The organism is Mycetocola sp. (assembly GCF_046716805.1).
Lineage (GTDB): Bacteria > Actinomycetota > Actinomycetes > Actinomycetales > Microbacteriaceae > Mycetocola_A.
The window spans coordinates 25,799-40,794 of sequence record NZ_JBKJWH010000045.1 but is presented as its reverse complement, the minus strand read 5'-3'; the positions used below and the strand labels follow the sequence as shown (position 1 = coordinate 40,794).

The 14,996-nt window shown below is 67.4% G+C and carries 20 protein-coding genes; all 20 read left to right on the top strand.

The annotated features are described in order from the left end of the window. Window positions 1–79 precede the first annotated feature (79 nt). Entirely contained in the window at window positions 80–421 is a 342-nt protein-coding gene (locus tag ACLQ62_RS03715) for a flagellar basal body rod protein FlgB (RefSeq protein ID WP_411720324.1), read from the top strand. Continuing rightward, a complete protein-coding gene (locus tag ACLQ62_RS03710; RefSeq protein WP_411720323.1) occupies window positions 421–813 on the top strand; it encodes a flagellar basal body rod protein FlgC in 393 nt (130 codons plus the stop codon). The genes ACLQ62_RS03715 and ACLQ62_RS03710 overlap by 1 nt, the downstream gene beginning before the upstream one ends. Further along, window positions 813–1,115, top strand: coding sequence for a flagellar hook-basal body complex protein FliE (fliE, locus tag ACLQ62_RS03705; protein ID WP_411720322.1), 303 nt, complete (start codon window positions 813–815; stop codon window positions 1,113–1,115). The genes ACLQ62_RS03710 and fliE overlap by 1 nt, the downstream gene beginning before the upstream one ends. Further along, window positions 1,115–2,692, top strand: a complete 1,578-nt coding sequence (gene fliF / locus ACLQ62_RS03700; protein WP_411720321.1) for a flagellar basal-body MS-ring/collar protein FliF — start codon at window positions 1,115–1,117, stop codon at window positions 2,690–2,692. Before fliE ends, fliF begins: the two co-directional genes overlap by 1 nt. Continuing rightward, complete coding sequence (gene fliG, locus ACLQ62_RS03695; RefSeq protein WP_411720320.1) at window positions 2,689–3,708, top strand: flagellar motor switch protein FliG; 1,020 nt, start codon at window positions 2,689–2,691, stop codon at window positions 3,706–3,708. Before fliF ends, fliG begins: the two co-directional genes overlap by 4 nt. Then, entirely contained in the window at window positions 3,698–4,306 is a 609-nt protein-coding gene (locus ACLQ62_RS03690) for a FliH/SctL family protein (RefSeq protein WP_411720319.1), read from the top strand. The genes fliG and ACLQ62_RS03690 overlap by 11 nt, the downstream gene beginning before the upstream one ends. After that, window positions 4,303–5,625, top strand: coding sequence for a FliI/YscN family ATPase (locus ACLQ62_RS03685; protein WP_411720318.1), 1,323 nt, complete (start codon window positions 4,303–4,305; stop codon window positions 5,623–5,625). Before ACLQ62_RS03690 ends, ACLQ62_RS03685 begins: the two co-directional genes overlap by 4 nt. Beyond that, window positions 5,622–6,056: a flagellar export protein FliJ gene (locus tag ACLQ62_RS03680; RefSeq protein WP_411720317.1), complete on the top strand. Its 435-nt coding sequence runs from the start codon at window positions 5,622–5,624 to the stop codon at window positions 6,054–6,056. Before ACLQ62_RS03685 ends, ACLQ62_RS03680 begins: the two co-directional genes overlap by 4 nt. Further along, complete coding sequence (locus ACLQ62_RS03675; protein ID WP_411720316.1) at window positions 6,053–6,712, top strand: C40 family peptidase; 660 nt, start codon at window positions 6,053–6,055, stop codon at window positions 6,710–6,712. Before ACLQ62_RS03680 ends, ACLQ62_RS03675 begins: the two co-directional genes overlap by 4 nt. After that, on the top strand, window positions 6,709–8,115 hold the full coding sequence (locus ACLQ62_RS03670) for a flagellar hook-length control protein FliK (RefSeq protein ID WP_411720315.1): 1,407 nt from the start codon (window positions 6,709–6,711) through the stop codon (window positions 8,113–8,115). Before ACLQ62_RS03675 ends, ACLQ62_RS03670 begins: the two co-directional genes overlap by 4 nt. Before the next feature lie 19 nt (window positions 8,116–8,134). Continuing rightward, a complete protein-coding gene (locus ACLQ62_RS03665; RefSeq protein ID WP_411720314.1) occupies window positions 8,135–8,563 on the top strand; it encodes a flagellar hook assembly protein FlgD in 429 nt (142 codons plus the stop codon). Between the two features lie 21 nt (window positions 8,564–8,584). Further along, window positions 8,585–9,745 carry a flagellar hook protein FlgE gene (locus ACLQ62_RS03660; RefSeq protein WP_411720313.1) on the top strand — a complete coding sequence of 387 codons (1,161 nt, stop codon included), beginning with the start codon at window positions 8,585–8,587 and terminating at the stop codon, window positions 9,743–9,745. A 203-nt stretch (window positions 9,746–9,948) separates the two neighbouring features. Continuing rightward, window positions 9,949–10,194 (top strand): flagellar FlbD family protein, encoded by a 246-nt coding sequence (locus ACLQ62_RS03655; RefSeq protein ID WP_411720312.1) that lies wholly within the window; start codon window positions 9,949–9,951, stop codon window positions 10,192–10,194. Next, window positions 10,194–10,958: a motility protein A gene (locus ACLQ62_RS03650; protein ID WP_411720310.1), complete on the top strand. Its 765-nt coding sequence runs from the start codon at window positions 10,194–10,196 to the stop codon at window positions 10,956–10,958. The genes ACLQ62_RS03655 and ACLQ62_RS03650 overlap by 1 nt, the downstream gene beginning before the upstream one ends. A gap of 62 nt (window positions 10,959–11,020) precedes the next feature. Next, window positions 11,021–11,761, top strand: a complete 741-nt coding sequence (locus ACLQ62_RS03645; protein ID WP_411720309.1) for a flagellar motor protein MotB — start codon at window positions 11,021–11,023, stop codon at window positions 11,759–11,761. A gap of 55 nt (window positions 11,762–11,816) precedes the next feature. Then, a complete protein-coding gene (locus ACLQ62_RS03640) occupies window positions 11,817–12,716 on the top strand; it encodes a flagellar motor switch protein FliM (protein WP_411720308.1) in 900 nt (299 codons plus the stop codon). Continuing rightward, a complete protein-coding gene (gene fliN, locus ACLQ62_RS03635) occupies window positions 12,713–13,414 on the top strand; it encodes a flagellar motor switch protein FliN (RefSeq protein ID WP_411720307.1) in 702 nt (233 codons plus the stop codon). The genes ACLQ62_RS03640 and fliN overlap by 4 nt, the downstream gene beginning before the upstream one ends. After that, window positions 13,415–13,873: a flagellar biosynthetic protein FliO gene (locus ACLQ62_RS03630; protein ID WP_411720306.1), complete on the top strand. Its 459-nt coding sequence runs from the start codon at window positions 13,415–13,417 to the stop codon at window positions 13,871–13,873. Beyond that, window positions 13,873–14,721 carry a flagellar type III secretion system pore protein FliP gene (gene fliP, locus ACLQ62_RS03625; RefSeq protein WP_411720305.1) on the top strand — a complete coding sequence of 283 codons (849 nt, stop codon included), beginning with the start codon at window positions 13,873–13,875 and terminating at the stop codon, window positions 14,719–14,721. Before ACLQ62_RS03630 ends, fliP begins: the two co-directional genes overlap by 1 nt. Further along, entirely contained in the window at window positions 14,721–14,996 is a 276-nt protein-coding gene (gene fliQ, locus ACLQ62_RS03620) for a flagellar biosynthesis protein FliQ (protein ID WP_411720304.1), read from the top strand. Before fliP ends, fliQ begins: the two co-directional genes overlap by 1 nt.

Sequence of the window (14,996 nt, the reverse complement as noted above, 5' to 3'; positions counted from 1 at the left end):
TAGCTAAGAGGGAGCACGGATTGCTCACCTCTCAGGCCACGGATCGGCCGCGCTGTTTCTCTTCACGAATCGGGTAATCGTGTTCGAATCCGTGTCCTCCACCGCGCTCTCCAGCGCGCTCGATGGGCTCTCACTGCGTCAGCGGGCGATCGCCAACAACATCGCCAACGTGAACACGCCCGGCTACACCGCCCAGCGAGTTTCGTTCGAGGATGCCCTCGCCGAGTCGGTCCGCTCTGGGAGCGGCGCGGCGGCGGCGGTCATCCAGCGGTCGCTTGAACCGACCGACCTGCAGGGCAACAACGTGAACCTCGACACCGAAACGCTGTCGAACATCGACACCGTACTGCGCTACCAGTTCGCGGCACGCGCTGTTGAGGGAACCTTCTCGAGCGTCCGCTCGGCGATGAGGACCAGCTGATGACATTCGACGCAATCGGCATCGCCGGCACCGCCCTCACCGTGCACCGCAAGTGGCTCGACGCCGTCTCGGACAACCTCGCAAACGCGAACACCGCCACCGGCACGGACGGCGACGCGTTCCAGGCCCGCTACGTGCTGGCGCAGGCCGGTGAGGGAACCTCCGGCGTGTACGTCGCCGGCGCCGCATACGGCGACCCCGAGGGCAGGATCGTGCACCAGCCCGACCACCCGCTGGCGGATGCCGACGGTTACGTTCGCTACCCCGACATCGACATGGCGTCCCAGATGGGACAGCTCATCATGGCGCAGCGCGGCTACCAGGCCAACGCGGCGGTCGTGGACCGCGCCAAGGAGACCTACCAGGCTGCACTACAGATCGGACGTAACTGATGCCCATCGACTCCCTTTCGGCTCTGCAGGGCGTGGCAGGAACCGGTTACCTCGTGAACACCAAACCGGCCGGCACGGACGGCTCTGCCTTCGCCGCCGTCCTCGGCGGCGCCATCGACAACGTGCAGCAGCTCCAGTCGACGTCCAACGAACTCGCTGTCAAGGCCGTCACCGGTGACCTCAACGACATTCACTCGGCAACCATCGCCTCGACGCGCGCGCAGGTGACCCTCGAACTCGTCGCAGCGGTGCGAAACAAGGGTGTTGACGCGTTCAACGAGATCATGAGGATGCAGGCGTAATGCCCCAGCAGATCACCTCGGCTTTCGGCCGGCTTCTGGCCGCGGTCCGGAGCTTCACCGTGGCGCAGCGGACGATCGCCATTCTCGGCGTCGCGGTCCTCGCTCTCGGCATCTTCGCGCTGTCCGCCTGGCTTCTGAAACCCGCGTACACCCCGCTTTTCTCCGGCCTCAGCGCGTCGGATGCCAGCACGATCGTCGAGCAGCTCCAAACCAATGGGGTCGACTACGAACTGGCAAACGGCGGCGCCACGATTCTCGTGCCCGAGCAGAACGTCTACGCCGAGCGCCTCACCGCGGCTGCCGCGGGATTGCCGTCGTCAAGCACGGGCGGCTACTCGCTGCTCGATGAGATGGGCGTGACCTCGTCGGAATTCCAGCAGTCCGTCACCTACAAGCGGGCGCTCGAAGGCGAGCTGGCCTCGACGATCTCCGCCCTCGAGGGAGTCACGACGGCGTCGGTCCGGCTGGCCATTCCCGAAGAAACCGTGTTCGTCTCCGAGATGGCCAACCCGACGGCATCCGTCTTCGTCGAGACGAAGAACGGTGTCACACTGTCGGCCGAACAGGTGCAGGCGATCACCCACCTCACCTCCGCCTCGGTCGACGGAATGAACGCGACAGACGTCGCCGTCATCGACTCCAGGGGCACAGTGCTTTCGGCCGTCGGCGTGGGCTCCACCGGCACGGCAGCGCAGCAGACCACCGACTATGAACAGCGGGTGCGCGCATCCGTGCAGGCCATGCTCGACCGTATCGTCGGCCCAGGCAACTCGACGGTCATCGTCGCAGCGGGGGTCAACCTCGAGTCCGCCGAGCGAGTCGAGGAGTCCTTCACCACACCCGAGAACGCCCCGATCCTCGATGAGTCGTCGTCGACGGAGACCTACACCGGCGGGGCGGGCGGGGCTGCAGGAGTGCTTGGGCCAGACAACATCGCGGTGCCAGGGGGCGTCACCGGAGGTGGCAACTACACCTCTGAGTCGGCCACCAAGAACCACGCCGTCGACAAGGTGACGGAGTCACGCACCATCCCGGCCGGCTCGATCGAGCGCCAGTCGGTCTCCGTCGCCCTCAGCGCCGACGTTGCCGACAACCTCGACGTCAACGACATCTCGGCGCTGGTGTCATCGGCAGCGGGCATCGACACGCTCCGGGGAGACGAAGTCACTGTCGAGGTCGTCAACTTCACCACGGCAGCGGCCGACGAAGCAGCGGCAGCCATCGCCGCCGCCGAGAAGGCCGAGGCCGAGGAACGCGCGAACGAGCTGATCCGCACCGGCATCATCGCCGCGGCGCTCCTTCTCGCGACGGCTATTTCGCTCCTGATCATCCGAGCGCGCCGCGTCCGTGCGGAGGCTGAATCGGCCCAGTCCGCGCTCGAGCCAGGCGCGTTCAGGGACATCGTGATGACCGACGCAACCGAGGTTCTGACCGCGGTTCCCAACCCACCGGCGGCATCCGCCGGACCCACCTCGATCGACCGGACCCGCGCCGAAATCGGCTCTCTCGCCGAACGAAACCCCGAAAAGACCGCCGCTTTCCTCCGCGGCCTCATGGATGAGAAGCAGCCCGTATGACGATCGCCGCCACCGAACTGACCGGCACGCAGAAGGTCGCCGTCGTGCTCATGAACATGGAGCAACTGCAGGCCGTCGCCGTGATGAAGCAGTTCTCCGACTCCGAGGCTGAGGAGATCACGGCGGAAATCGTGCGGATGCGACGGGTCGACTCCTCCGTCGCGGAACAGACGCTGACCGAGTTCCACGAACTCACGCTCGAGGACCGGCTCAATTCACGCGGCGGTAGCGACGTGGCGACGGGTCTTCTCGAGGCGTCGTTCGGATCCGAGCGCGCCGCGGGCGTCATGAACCGCGTCGCGGCATCGATGGCCGGGCGATCTTTCGAGTTCCTCACCACCGCCGAGCCTTCGCAGATCGTCAGCCTCGTCGAGGGTGAGCTGCCACAGACCATCGCGCTCGTCCTGGCTCACCTACGCCCGGCACTCGCATCGGCGACGATGGCCGGCCTCAACGATTCACTGCGCACCGACGTCGCCGAGTGCATCGCCGCCATGGGCCCTGCGGCTCCGGAGGCCGTCCGGATCGTCGCTGGCGCGCTGCGGGCGCGATCGAGCGGTGTCGTCGCTGCCCGGACATCGACGGATATCGTCGGTGGCGTCCGACCCCTTCTCGACATCATCAACCAGAGCGACGTCGCGACGGAACGGGCACTGCTCGCGGGGCTCGAGGAACGGGATCCGGAGCTCGCCGAAGAGATCCGCGCACTCATGTTGACCTTCGCGGACATCGTGAAGCTCGAGCAACGCGACGTGCAGCTGGTGCTTCGGGGCGTCGACCCGGCCAGCCTGGCCCTCGCCATGAAGGGAGCCCCGGCTCCCGTGGTCGAGACGATCCGCGCGAACCTGTCTGAACGCAACCGGGAGCTCCTCGACGACGAGACCGCGAACATGGGACCCGTGCGCGTCTCACAGGTCGACGACGCTCGCGCCGACATCGTTCGCACCATCCGCGACATGGAAGCAGACGGCCGGATCGTGCTGTCCCGGGCCGACGATGACCGGTATGTTGACTGAGCTCCCCTTCCGTGCGGTTTCCCTCCCGACCCTCAGCCACCACGATGCCGACCGGATCGAGACGCAGTCGAGGACGCGCGGCCACGCCGCTGGATACGCGGCTGGCTTGCGAGCCGCCGAGAAGGAACGCCTGGAACAGCGCGCCGCCTGTGAAGCGGAACATACCGAAGCCCTGCGGGCCGCTCGGGCCTTCGTCGAGAGCGCACTGACGGCTCTCGCCGCCGCCGTGCGATCCGCGGACGCCCGGATGCTGCCGGTCCTGCAGGAGTCGGAGGACGCCCTCGCGTCGGCCGCCATCGACCTGGCCGAGGCTGTTCTCGGACGTGAACTCTCCGACGGCGACCGGTCGGCCCGCGCCGCTCTCGGCCGCGCGCTCGGTGCCGTCCCGCCCGCGGACCTGACCAGCATCCGGATGAACCCGGCTGACCTCGCGATGATCGATCCAGAGCTTCGCGCCCACGCCGGGGTTCCTCTCCTCCCCGATGCCACCCTCCAGCCAGGCGATGCACTCGCCGTCTTGCCGGACGGGTACGTCGACGCCCGGATCGGCACGGCACTCTCCCGCGCGAAAGCCGCACTCCTGGGGAGCGAAGCATGAGCGAGCCGTGGCGCCCACGCGCTCAGCACTTCAGTTCAGCGTTGCTCGCGGCCCGACCCGAGCGCGTCGGCACCGTCACATCCGTCGTCGGCCTCGCGGTCGAGCTTCGCGGCCTCGACAGCGCCGTCGGCGACCTGATCACCATCGGCGACGACGTGGACGCAGAAGTGGTGGCGACCAGCCGCGACGGCGTCCGGTGCATGCCGCTCGGCCGGATGACGGGAATCAGGGTCGGCGCTCCAGCCAGGTCGCTCGGCCATCCCCTCCTCGTCCCGACCGGAACAGGTCTGCTCGGCCGTGTGCTCGACGGACTCGGTCGCCCCATCGACGGCAAAGGCCCGCTGAACGTCGAGCGACGGGTCGCGCTCGACAAGGAGGCGCCGTCATCGATGGAACGCGCCCGCATCGACACCCCATTGCAGCTCGGCGTGCGGGTACTCGACGCTCTCACGACCGTCGGCAAGGGACAGCGCATGGGCCTCTTCGCCGGGTCTGGGGTGGGAAAATCGTCGCTGCTGTCGATGATCGCCCGCGGAACCGACGCCGCCGTATCCGTCATCGCCCTCGTCGGCGAACGCGGTCGTGAGGTCCGCGAGTTCCTCGAGGACGACCTCGGTGAGGAGGGCCTGTCGCGCTCAGTCGTCGTCGTTTCGACCTCAGACGACCCCGCACTCCTGCGCCTTCGCGCGGCGTTCACCGCCACCCGCATCGCCGAATCCTTTCGTGAGCGGGGCGACGACGTGATGCTGATGATGGACTCTCTGACCCGCGTCGCCATGGCACAACGCGAAATCGGACTCTCCGCCGGCGAACCTCCCGCGACCCGCGGCTACCCGCCATCGACGTTCTCCGTGCTGGCACGGCTCCTCGAGCGCGCGGGAACGGATGCCGTCGGCTCGGTGACCGGCATGTACACGGTCCTCGTCGACGGTGACGACCACAACGAACCGATAGCGGATGCCGCTCGATCAATTCTCGACGGACACGTCGTCCTCGACCGCAGACTGGCCGTGACCGGCCACTTTCCGTCGGTGCAGGCTCTCGAGTCGATCTCGCGCGTCGCGTCACGGGTCAACCCTCCCGAGCGCACGCGGCAGGCAGCATTCTTCCGCCGGGTGCTCGCGGCTCGAAAGGGTGCACAGGACCTCATCGACGTCGGCGCCTACCAGCGCGGCACCAACCCGCTCGTCGATGCGGCTCTTGACCACGACGGCGCGATCCAGTCTTTCCTGCAGCAGCGGATGGACGAACAGACTCCGGCGAACGACACCTGGGACCACCTGATCCGGCTCAACCGACTCCTTGGAGGGTTAACATGACTCGAACATTCTCACTGGCCGGCCTGCTGCGGCTGCGCCGGATCCGCGAAGACCAGGCAGCGGGTGGCCTCGCCGCGGCCAACTCCCGGGTGCGCGAGAACGCCGCGCGGACCGCACAGGTACGCGATTCTCTCGACGGGACCGGAACCGAGGTCTCGAACAGTGCGGCGCTCCACATCGTCAGCACAGCACGCGCGTCCACCCGCAGCATGCTCGCCGAGCTGAACGCCCTCGCGGTACTTCGACAGGCCGCCGCCGATGAGTGCGCGGCCGAGTTCGCGGTCGCCCGCTCCCAGTCCGTTCGCATCGAGAAGCTCGAGCTGCGGCATGGAGAACGCGTGGCGCAGCAGGACCTGCACGCCGAACAGCTCGTCCTCGACGAGATCGCATCCCGATCCTGGTTCGCCGCGACGGGTGAAGCGACAGCATGAGCCTCCTCGAAGCAGCCGGGCGCGTCTCAGAAATCCAGTCCACCCTCGTCGCACTCACGCCGGGTGCTCGCCCGAAGAGCGCCGCAGCGGCGCCAACTGCGGCATCCGCCACCTTCGCCCAGACCCTGTCGACCGTCACCGGCGCGACCAAACCGGAGGCGGTCGGCACCCCGCTCGCCACAGGGAACGCAACGGGCGCCGACGTCGTCGCCACGGCTCAGAAGTACCTCGGCGTTCCGTACGTCTTCGGCGGTGAGGATTCCACCGGCATGGACTGCTCAGGTCTCGTGCAGCGCGTCTACGCCGACCTCGGCATCGAGGTGCCGCGGGTCGTCCCCGACCAGGCGAAGGTCGGCACCGAAGTCGGCTCCCTGGCCAACGCCCAACCGGGTGACCTCATCGTCGCCAAGGGGAGCGGTCACATCCTCATCTACGCCGGGAACAACCAGGTGATTCACGCACCGCGGCCGGGAACCTCTGTAATGCTTGCCGAGAACTGGCGGAAGGATTCAGACATCGAGACGATCCGCCGTCTCGTTCCAGCCACCTCGGCGGCCCCCGCCGCCGCATCCGCTGCATCCGCTGCATCCGCAGGGAGCATCGACGCGTTCGTCGCCGCCACGCAGCGCGCCGCGCTGAGCGGAGGCTCTCGATGACGTTGATTTCGGCACCGCTTGCGAGCCGACCGGAGTCCACCGTCGCCCCGGCGAGCGCGACCGCGCCGCCCGGTGCCTTCGCCTTGATCCTGCAGGGGGTTCTTAAAGCGGATGCCTCCGCCGGAACGCCAGTCGAGGACGATGCTGCAACCAGCGACGGCCTCGACGCGGCGGCGAGCGCAGGCGGCCTGGGCCTCATGAGCCGGCCCACCGGCCAGCCGCTCCCCGTGGTGGGTGGGGCGAGCGGTCAGAACGGAACCGAGGGCACCGGCACAACGGATGCCGATGCGTCCGTACACGCATCGGTCACCGGTACGAATACTGCCGTCGCGGTAACTGCAGCGACGGCATCGCCGGCGGTCACGACGGGCACCGCGGTACCCGCAGTCGACGCGGGGACGAGCACCGAAACAACGTCACCGATATCTCAGGTGACGAGGCCGGTTCACACGCCGGCGACGCCTGCTTCCCCCGATGCCGAGGACGCACTCCCGAGTACCCCAGCGGTTCAGAGCACCGGGCTCGGCACGGCGACCGAGACTCCTGCGACAACGCCATCGTCTCCGATTGTGGACCCGGCGACGGCCGCATCGCCCCCATATGCCCTGTCCCCCTCCGCCGGGTCAGCATCCGGGCAGAACCCGAACCCCGCACCAGCAACCGACGCCAACTCCCAGGCGCCTCAGCCGAGTACAGTCGTCCCGGCCGCCACCCCCGGAACTACGGTGAGCGACGCGCACGCGGCGAGCTCGACGGCATCCGGTGCTACGCCCTCGCCTGCGACCGGCGCTACAGTCCCGGCCGGTCAACCGCCCGTGGCAGCGTCGTACCACGCCGAAGCGCCGACATCCGTTCGCGCACCGGCTCTTGCGGGGGCCCAGCCGTCCGCCGCGGAACCGGCGGCTCCGGTGCCGGTTCCGGCAGGTTCAGCACCGATGCCCACCGCCCCAACAGCACCAGCGGTGCCGTCGGCTCCCGCACCTGCCACCCCTCCTGCGCCCGCGCAACCGCTCACCACCCAGCTGGCGCGACCGCTGTTCAGCCTCGCCGGCGCCCGACCGGGCGAACACGTGATGACCGTGCAGGTGACCCCGGAAAACCTCGGCCCGGTCACCGTCCGCGCCGTCATCAGCGCCGAGGACATCCGGATCGAGCTGTTCTCACCGTCCGACGGCGGACGGGAGGCGATCCGGCAGATCCTCACCGACCTGCGCCGCGACCTCGCCGGCGGCGGCCTGTCGGCGTCACTCGACCTGTCGTCGAAAGACGCCCAGGACAGCAGGGACGAGTGGGCACCACTCCGCGAAACCCCGAGGAACGATGCTACTGCCGCCGCTCCGGTTCCCGAGCGGCGCTCGGCGCAACCTGCAGACAACACAACCACTCTCGACATCACCGTCTAAGTAGAAAAGGAGAACGCTTATGCCCATCGACGCGATCGCATCAACGGATGCCGCCGGCCTGTATGCGAGCAGGGCCACGACTGCTCCCAAGCAGGAGATGGACGGCGAATTGTTCCTCTCGCTGCTCGTCACCCAACTGCAGAATCAGGACCCGAGTTCTCCCATGGATACGAACCAGATGATCTCGCAGACCACGCAGCTGGCGATGATGGAGCAGATCACCGCGCAGACCAAGACCGGCAGCGAGAACTTCTCGCTCCAGATGCGAACCGCCGCAGCGGCGCTGATGGGGCAGGGCGTCAGTTACACGGGCGCCGACGGCACGACCGTCACCGGCGTCGCATCCGCCGTGTCCTACTCGGGACCCGTTCCCCAGGTGACCATCGACGGCGTGACCGTCGCGCTGGACGCCATCTCCGGCGTGATCACACGCCCATCCGCCTCCTAACCACGACCAAAGGACTCTCTCATGCTTCGCTCTCTGTACTCAGGCATCTCCGGCCTCCGCTCACACCAGACCATGCTCGACGTGACCGGCAACAACATCGCCAACGTCAACACGGCCGGCTTCAAAGGCTCGTCCGTGCAATTCCAGGACACGCTCTCGCAGCTCACCCAGGGGGCCGGCGGACCGCGGGCGGATGTCGGCGGAACCAACCCTGCGCAGGTGGGACTCGGCGTGCAGGTCGCCGGCATTTCGACGAACTTCGCCCAGGGTTCAGCGCAGAGCACCGGCCGCGCGACCGACCTGATGATCTCGGGCGACGGCTTCTTCGTCACCAGACTTGGAGGCGAAACCCTCTACACGCGCGCAGGAGCGTTCGACTTCGACCCGCAGGGCAGGCTCGTCGACCCGAGCGGCGCCCTTGTCCAGGGCTGGGGCGCGGTCGACGGCCGAATCCTCGAGGGCGGCGCTGCCAGCACCGTCACCCTGCCGGTCGGCGCCAATTCGGCGGCGATTGCGACGACGTCCGCCACTCTGGGCGGCAACCTGCCCGAGGACGCTGCCGTCGGCACCGAACTGGTGCGCGACCTCGACGTCTTCGACGCGAACGGCGAATCGCAGATCATGTCCCTCACCTTCACCCGCGCAGCGACCGGTTGGGACGTGAGCGACGGCACAACGAATGCCGGGACCATCACGTTCACGAACGGCGCGCTCACCAGTGCCGCCTCGATCACGGTCGCTGGCGTCGCTGTCGACGTCAGCAACCTGACCGGGTTCGCCGGGTTGAGCACGGCGGCGATCTCCGGACAGGACGGGCGCAAGGCGGGCACGCTCGAGTCGTTCACGATGTCGAAGGACGGCACCCTCGTCGGTTCGTTCAGCAACGGGGCGTCGCAGTCCGTCGGGCGCGTCTCGCTCGCGACATTCGTCAACCCCGGCGGCCTCGAGAAGGCGGGCTCCTCGAGCTACCGCGCAACCTTCAACTCAGGTGCTGCCGAGGTCGGTACCCCGGGCGCAGCAGGGTTCGGATCGATCGTCTCCGGTGCGCTGGAAATGTCGAACGTCGACCTCTCGCAGGAGTTCACCAACCTGATCGTGGCCCAGCGTGGGTTCCAGGCGAACGCCCGCATCATCACGACCTCGGACGAGGTCCTGCAGGAGCTCACCAACCTGAAGAGGTAGTTGCGGGCGGCATCCGTCCGTCGGGCTGGCCCCGCGGGTCCGATGGGCATGCGCGGGTGCGAGGACACCGGCGCGAGCCCGGAAGACCCGCGCCGCCCGGATCCCGGGACTCCGCCACGGATGGCCGTCCGCTTACTGAACGGGTGGGGCGGCCGACAGTACTCGGTGAAGGCTCACCCGAGCCCACAAGCAGGGACAAGCCGATGATCGTAGTGACACGCCTGAACGACACACCGTTCGCGATCAATCCCGACCTCATCGAGCGCATCCACGAGAACCCGGATACCACCCTGGTCACCGTTGACGGCGCTAAATACATCGTCACCGAGTCGATGAACGACGTGATCGACAAGATCGCGTCCTTCCGCGCCCGGGTGCTTCTCCTGGCGAGTGAACCTCTCCGCGACGAGCCGGCACGACCTGTCCGCATCCACCCGAGGGACAACTGATGGATCCAGCAACACTGATCGGACTCGTCGTCGCGTTCGGAGCGCTCTACGCGATGCTCACGCTCGAGGGCGTCCATGTGGAGGCGATTCTGCTTCCCGCGCCGATGGTCCTCGTCTTCGGGGCGACCATCGCGGTCGGAATCGCTGGCGGCACCCTCAAGGACTTTCTTCACGCGGTCAAGGCGCTGCCTCGCGCGTTCACAGGCAAGACCACGCCTCCGCAGAATGTCATCGAGCAGGTGGTCGGCTTCGCGGAACGAGCGCGCAAGGACGGGCTGCTCGCGCTCGACCAGGAAGCAGAGAACGTCGACGACGAGTTCCTCCGCCGTGCCCTGCAGAACATCGCAGACGGCACCGACGGCGAAGAGCTTCGCCTCCTCCTCGAGGACGAAATCCACACCAGGTCGAAGGCAGAACGCTCCGCCGCCAAGTTCTTCACCAGCCTTGGCGGATACGCGCCGACCATCGGGATCATCGGCACCGTCGTCTCGCTCGTGCACGTTCTCGAGAACCTGTCGAGTCCAGACAAGCTCGGCCCGATGATCGCTGCGGCGTTCGTCGCGACGCTGTGGGGCCTGCTCTCCGCCAACTTCATCTGGCTGCCGATCGGCTCGAGGCTGGCCCGGCTGTGCGACCTCGAGGTCGAGCGGATGACGCTGCAGATGGAGGGCGTGCTCGCCGTGCAGGCGGGCAGCCAGCCCCGACTGCTCGGAGAACGGCTTCGGGCGATGGCCCCGGCGTACACAGTCCCGGACGCGGCATGAGGTCACGGGGTTCCCGCCGTCGTGCGGAACCAGAGGAAGCCCCGCACGTAGACGAGCGCTGGATGGCGTCCTACATGGACATGGTGACCGTGCTCATGTGCATGTTCATCGTGCTTTTCGCCATGTCGACCGTGGATCAGGAGAAATTCGAGAAGCTCCGCAACTCCCTGGCTGCCGGCTTCGGGGTCACCGAGACGGAGTTCGCCGATACCGCCGATGGCGTCGTTGTGCCGCCAGAGAAGGTTGCAGACCAGGGCGAAGGCTTCACCGAGATCGACCTCGCCCGGGCGGAACTCGACGAGCTCATCGCTTTGAGGGAGCGGATCCGCACGAACCTGGCAGCCCAGGGGCTGCTCAGCGCGGTGGAGTTCGACATCGGTGAGCGCGGGCTGACGGTCCGCCTGATCAGCACCGAGACCTTCTTCGAAGCCAACAGCGACACCCTGAGCGGTCAGGTCGTCGCGGTGCTGGATGCCGTCGCGCCGCCACTCGCAGGGACCGACTACCGGATCTCGGTGGAGGGCCACGCCGACTACCGCGACCCCGATGGCCCGTTCCCGACGAACTGGGAACTCTCCTCCGGTCGTTCGGTGCAGGTGCTTCGTCACCTGGTCGAGCAGCGCGCCATCCCCGCCGAGCGCGTCGCGTCCGTCGGCTACGGCTCCGCGCATCCTCTCGCCACCGGTGCCGGCCCAGACGAGCTCGCGCTGAATCGCCGCGTCGACGTCGTCGCTCTCTCCGACCAGCCCGAGTCCATCCGCCAGCTGATTCCCGGGTTGATCGCCGAGCGCGGAACCCAGTAATGATCAATAGCAGGCGCCGCTAACCGTGCCGCCGCAACGGCCGATAGTTCAGGTTGTGACGGTCCAGAAACAAGCATCAATCAGCGTGCCCGCGAAGCCGGTCAGTGTCTATGACTTCCGCCGCCCGACGACGCTTGGCCGTGAACATTCCCGCGTCCTCGAGTTGGCGTGCGAGACGTTCGCACGCCAGTGGGGCACCCAGCTCACCGCCCAGGTACGGGCATGGTCGCAGGTCACCTTCGACCAGGTGCTCATGCAGACCTACGACGGCTATGCGGCCTCTCTCCCCGCGACGACCGCGATGGTGCTGTGCACCCTTGCAGGGCCGTTCCCCAAGGCCGTGATCCAGTTCCCGACCAGCGCTGCGCTCGGCTGGATCGACCGGATGCTCGGCGGCACGCGGGGAATGAGTGCACCCGAGCGACGGTTCACCGCCGTCGAGCAGGCGTTGGTGCGTCAGCTGATGGACGACGCCCTCGACGACCTCCGATACTCATTCGGCACGCTGCTTGGCGCCCCGATCGCCGTGGACTCGATCCACTACAACTCCCAGTTCGCCCAGGCCGCCGCGACGAACGAACTGATGATCGTCGCATCCTTCACGGTGCAGGTCGGCGAGCACAGCGCACCCGCGACAGTTGCCATCCCGGCCGAGTCGCTGCTCGGCCAGCTCGGGGACACAGCGCCGGTCGACACCCCGTCAGAGTTCTCCGCGATGCTCAGAAGCCAGCTCGCGCAGGTGCCCGTCGATGTCTCCCTGCGGCTCGCGTCGGCAGACGTTCGCCCCGGAGTGATCCTCGGCCTCGCCGTCGGCGACATACTTCCCCTTCCCCACCCCAAACATCGGCCGCTGGATGTCAGCGTCGGCGGTCAGCCGCTCGCGCGCGCAGCCATGGGAGCGCACGGCTCCCGGCTCGCCTGTGTCGTTGTCGAAACCCAGGAGATCAGCCGATGACCATGCCCACGACCCACCTCCGTTCCGCAGCGGACGCAGCAGCGAACCTGCTTCCGACGATGTCGGCGCTTCGCGCCATCCAGGGCTACGACCGGGAATCGATCGGCGAACGCGCGGCGACGGCGACGGTTGCGACGCTCGTCGGGTCGCCATCCGCAGACCTGGCCCTCATCGTGCTCGACCAGAACGCTCTCGCGGCCGCGGCCGGAGACCACTCACCGCTGGTCTCAGCTCTGGACATCGTGCGCCCCGCCCTCGAGGCGGCATCCGCTGCCCTCGGCGCCGGTGTGCTCGGCATGTCCCGCACCGAAGATGCCTCTGCGTTGTTCGCTGACGAGGACACCGTCGTGTTCGCTTTGGTCGGGGATGCCGGCACAGCGGGCTGGTTCGCCGTGCGCGTCCGCGAACACGGCGTTCTCGGCGGGAACGCACCGGCCGCCTCGGTGGTCGGAAAGCTCAGCAGGATCAACAACGTCGAGATGGCGCTCACGGTCGAGATCGGGCACACCCGCATGTCGGTGCGCGACGTCCTCGCCCTCGAACCCGGCGGCATCATCGAACTGGACAGATCGGCAGGCGCCCCAGCCGACGTCCTGCTCAACGGCCGGCTCATCGCGCACGGCGAAGTCGTCGTCGTCGACCAGGACTACGCCGTGCGAATCACCCAGATCCTCGATGTCGCGGATGGTCTCGACTAGATGGACACCGTGTTCGTGGCGCTCCGCGTGCTGCTCTCCCTCGCGGCCGTGCTCGCGCTGCTCTGGTATGCCCAGCGGCGGATCACCCGTGGCAAGGCGAGGGGCAAGGCCGCCGAGCTCGTGACCGTCGTCGGGAGACAGGGGATCGGACTCAAGGCATCCGTTGTCGTCGTCGACGTCGAGGGAACGCGTTTCCTTCTCGGAGTCACCGAACACGCCGTCACTGTCCTGCACAGCTCGGATGCCCCCGCCGCCTCGCGCGCGACGGCATCGGACGCCGAGTCGCCGTCGGATGCCTTCGCCGCGACCCTCGCAGGCGTCACGAACATCGACAGCGTGTCCACGACATCACAGGCTCTCCGACCGCGACGGAATTCTCAGCCGGTGCAGGCCAGCGGCTCGATCCTCTCACCGGCGACCTGGAAGCAGACCGCTGCCGCCCTCCGGCAGATCCGCTGATGACCGCACGCTCGACGCCGACAGTGCCTCGGCACATTCTGCGCCGTGTCGTGCCTGCCGTTCTCGTTCTCGCGCTCGTCGTTCTCTTTCTTCTGATCGCGCCGACCGCAGCTCAGGCCGTGCCGGTCGACCCGACGCCGCCGAACGACCCCGTCGACCCCGTCGACCCTGCCGACCCCGGAGACGTCTCGGTCGAGATCAACGGAATCAACGGAACGCCGTCGGCCGCCGTTCTGACCCTCGTCGGCATCACCCTCCTGTCGGTCGCCCCCGCACTGCTGTTGATGATGACGTCCTTCACCAAAATCTTCGTCGTTCTGGCCATGACCCGGAACGCGCTCTCCCTGCCCTCCATCCCGCCCAACCAGGTACTCGCCGGCCTCGCCCTGTTTCTGTCGCTGTTCATCATGTCCCCGGTGCTCGCCGACATCCACGCAATGGGAGTCCAGCCCTACCTCGACGGCACGCTGACGTTCACCGACGCTCTCTCGGTGGGCTCAGGACCGCTTCGGGACTTCATGCTGGCCAACACCCGCGAGGAGGACCTCGCCCTCATGACGAGGGCCGCCGAGCAGCCGAACCCGGACAGCCCCGAGGCCGTTCCGCTCCTGACCCTCATCCCCGCGTTCATGATCTCCGAGTTGCGGGCCGCGTTCATCATCGGCTTCGTCATCTTCGTGCCGTTCCTCGTCATCGACCTTGTCGTTGCAGCGGCGCTCATGTCGATGGGCATGATGATGCTCCCGCCCGTGATGATCTCGCTGCCGTTCAAGATCCTGCTGTTCGTCCTCGTCGACGGCTGGGGCTTGATCATCACCTCACTCATCTCGAGTTACGGGGTCGGCTGATGGACTCGAACGCCGTTCTCGATGTCGCCCTGCAGGGTCTGATCATCGCCGCCAAGCTGTCAGCCCCGGTGCTGATCACGGCGCTTGTGGTCGGATTCGCGATCTCACTCCTCCAGTCGATCACGCAGATCCAGGAGGTCACCCTCTCGTTCGTCCCGAAGGCGATCGCGGTTGCTCTGGCCCTGCTCGTCGCCGGTCACTGGATGATCTCCGAAATCGTCTCGTTCACCCACCGGATGTTCGACATGATCCCGTCGCTCCTGAGCGGCGGCTGA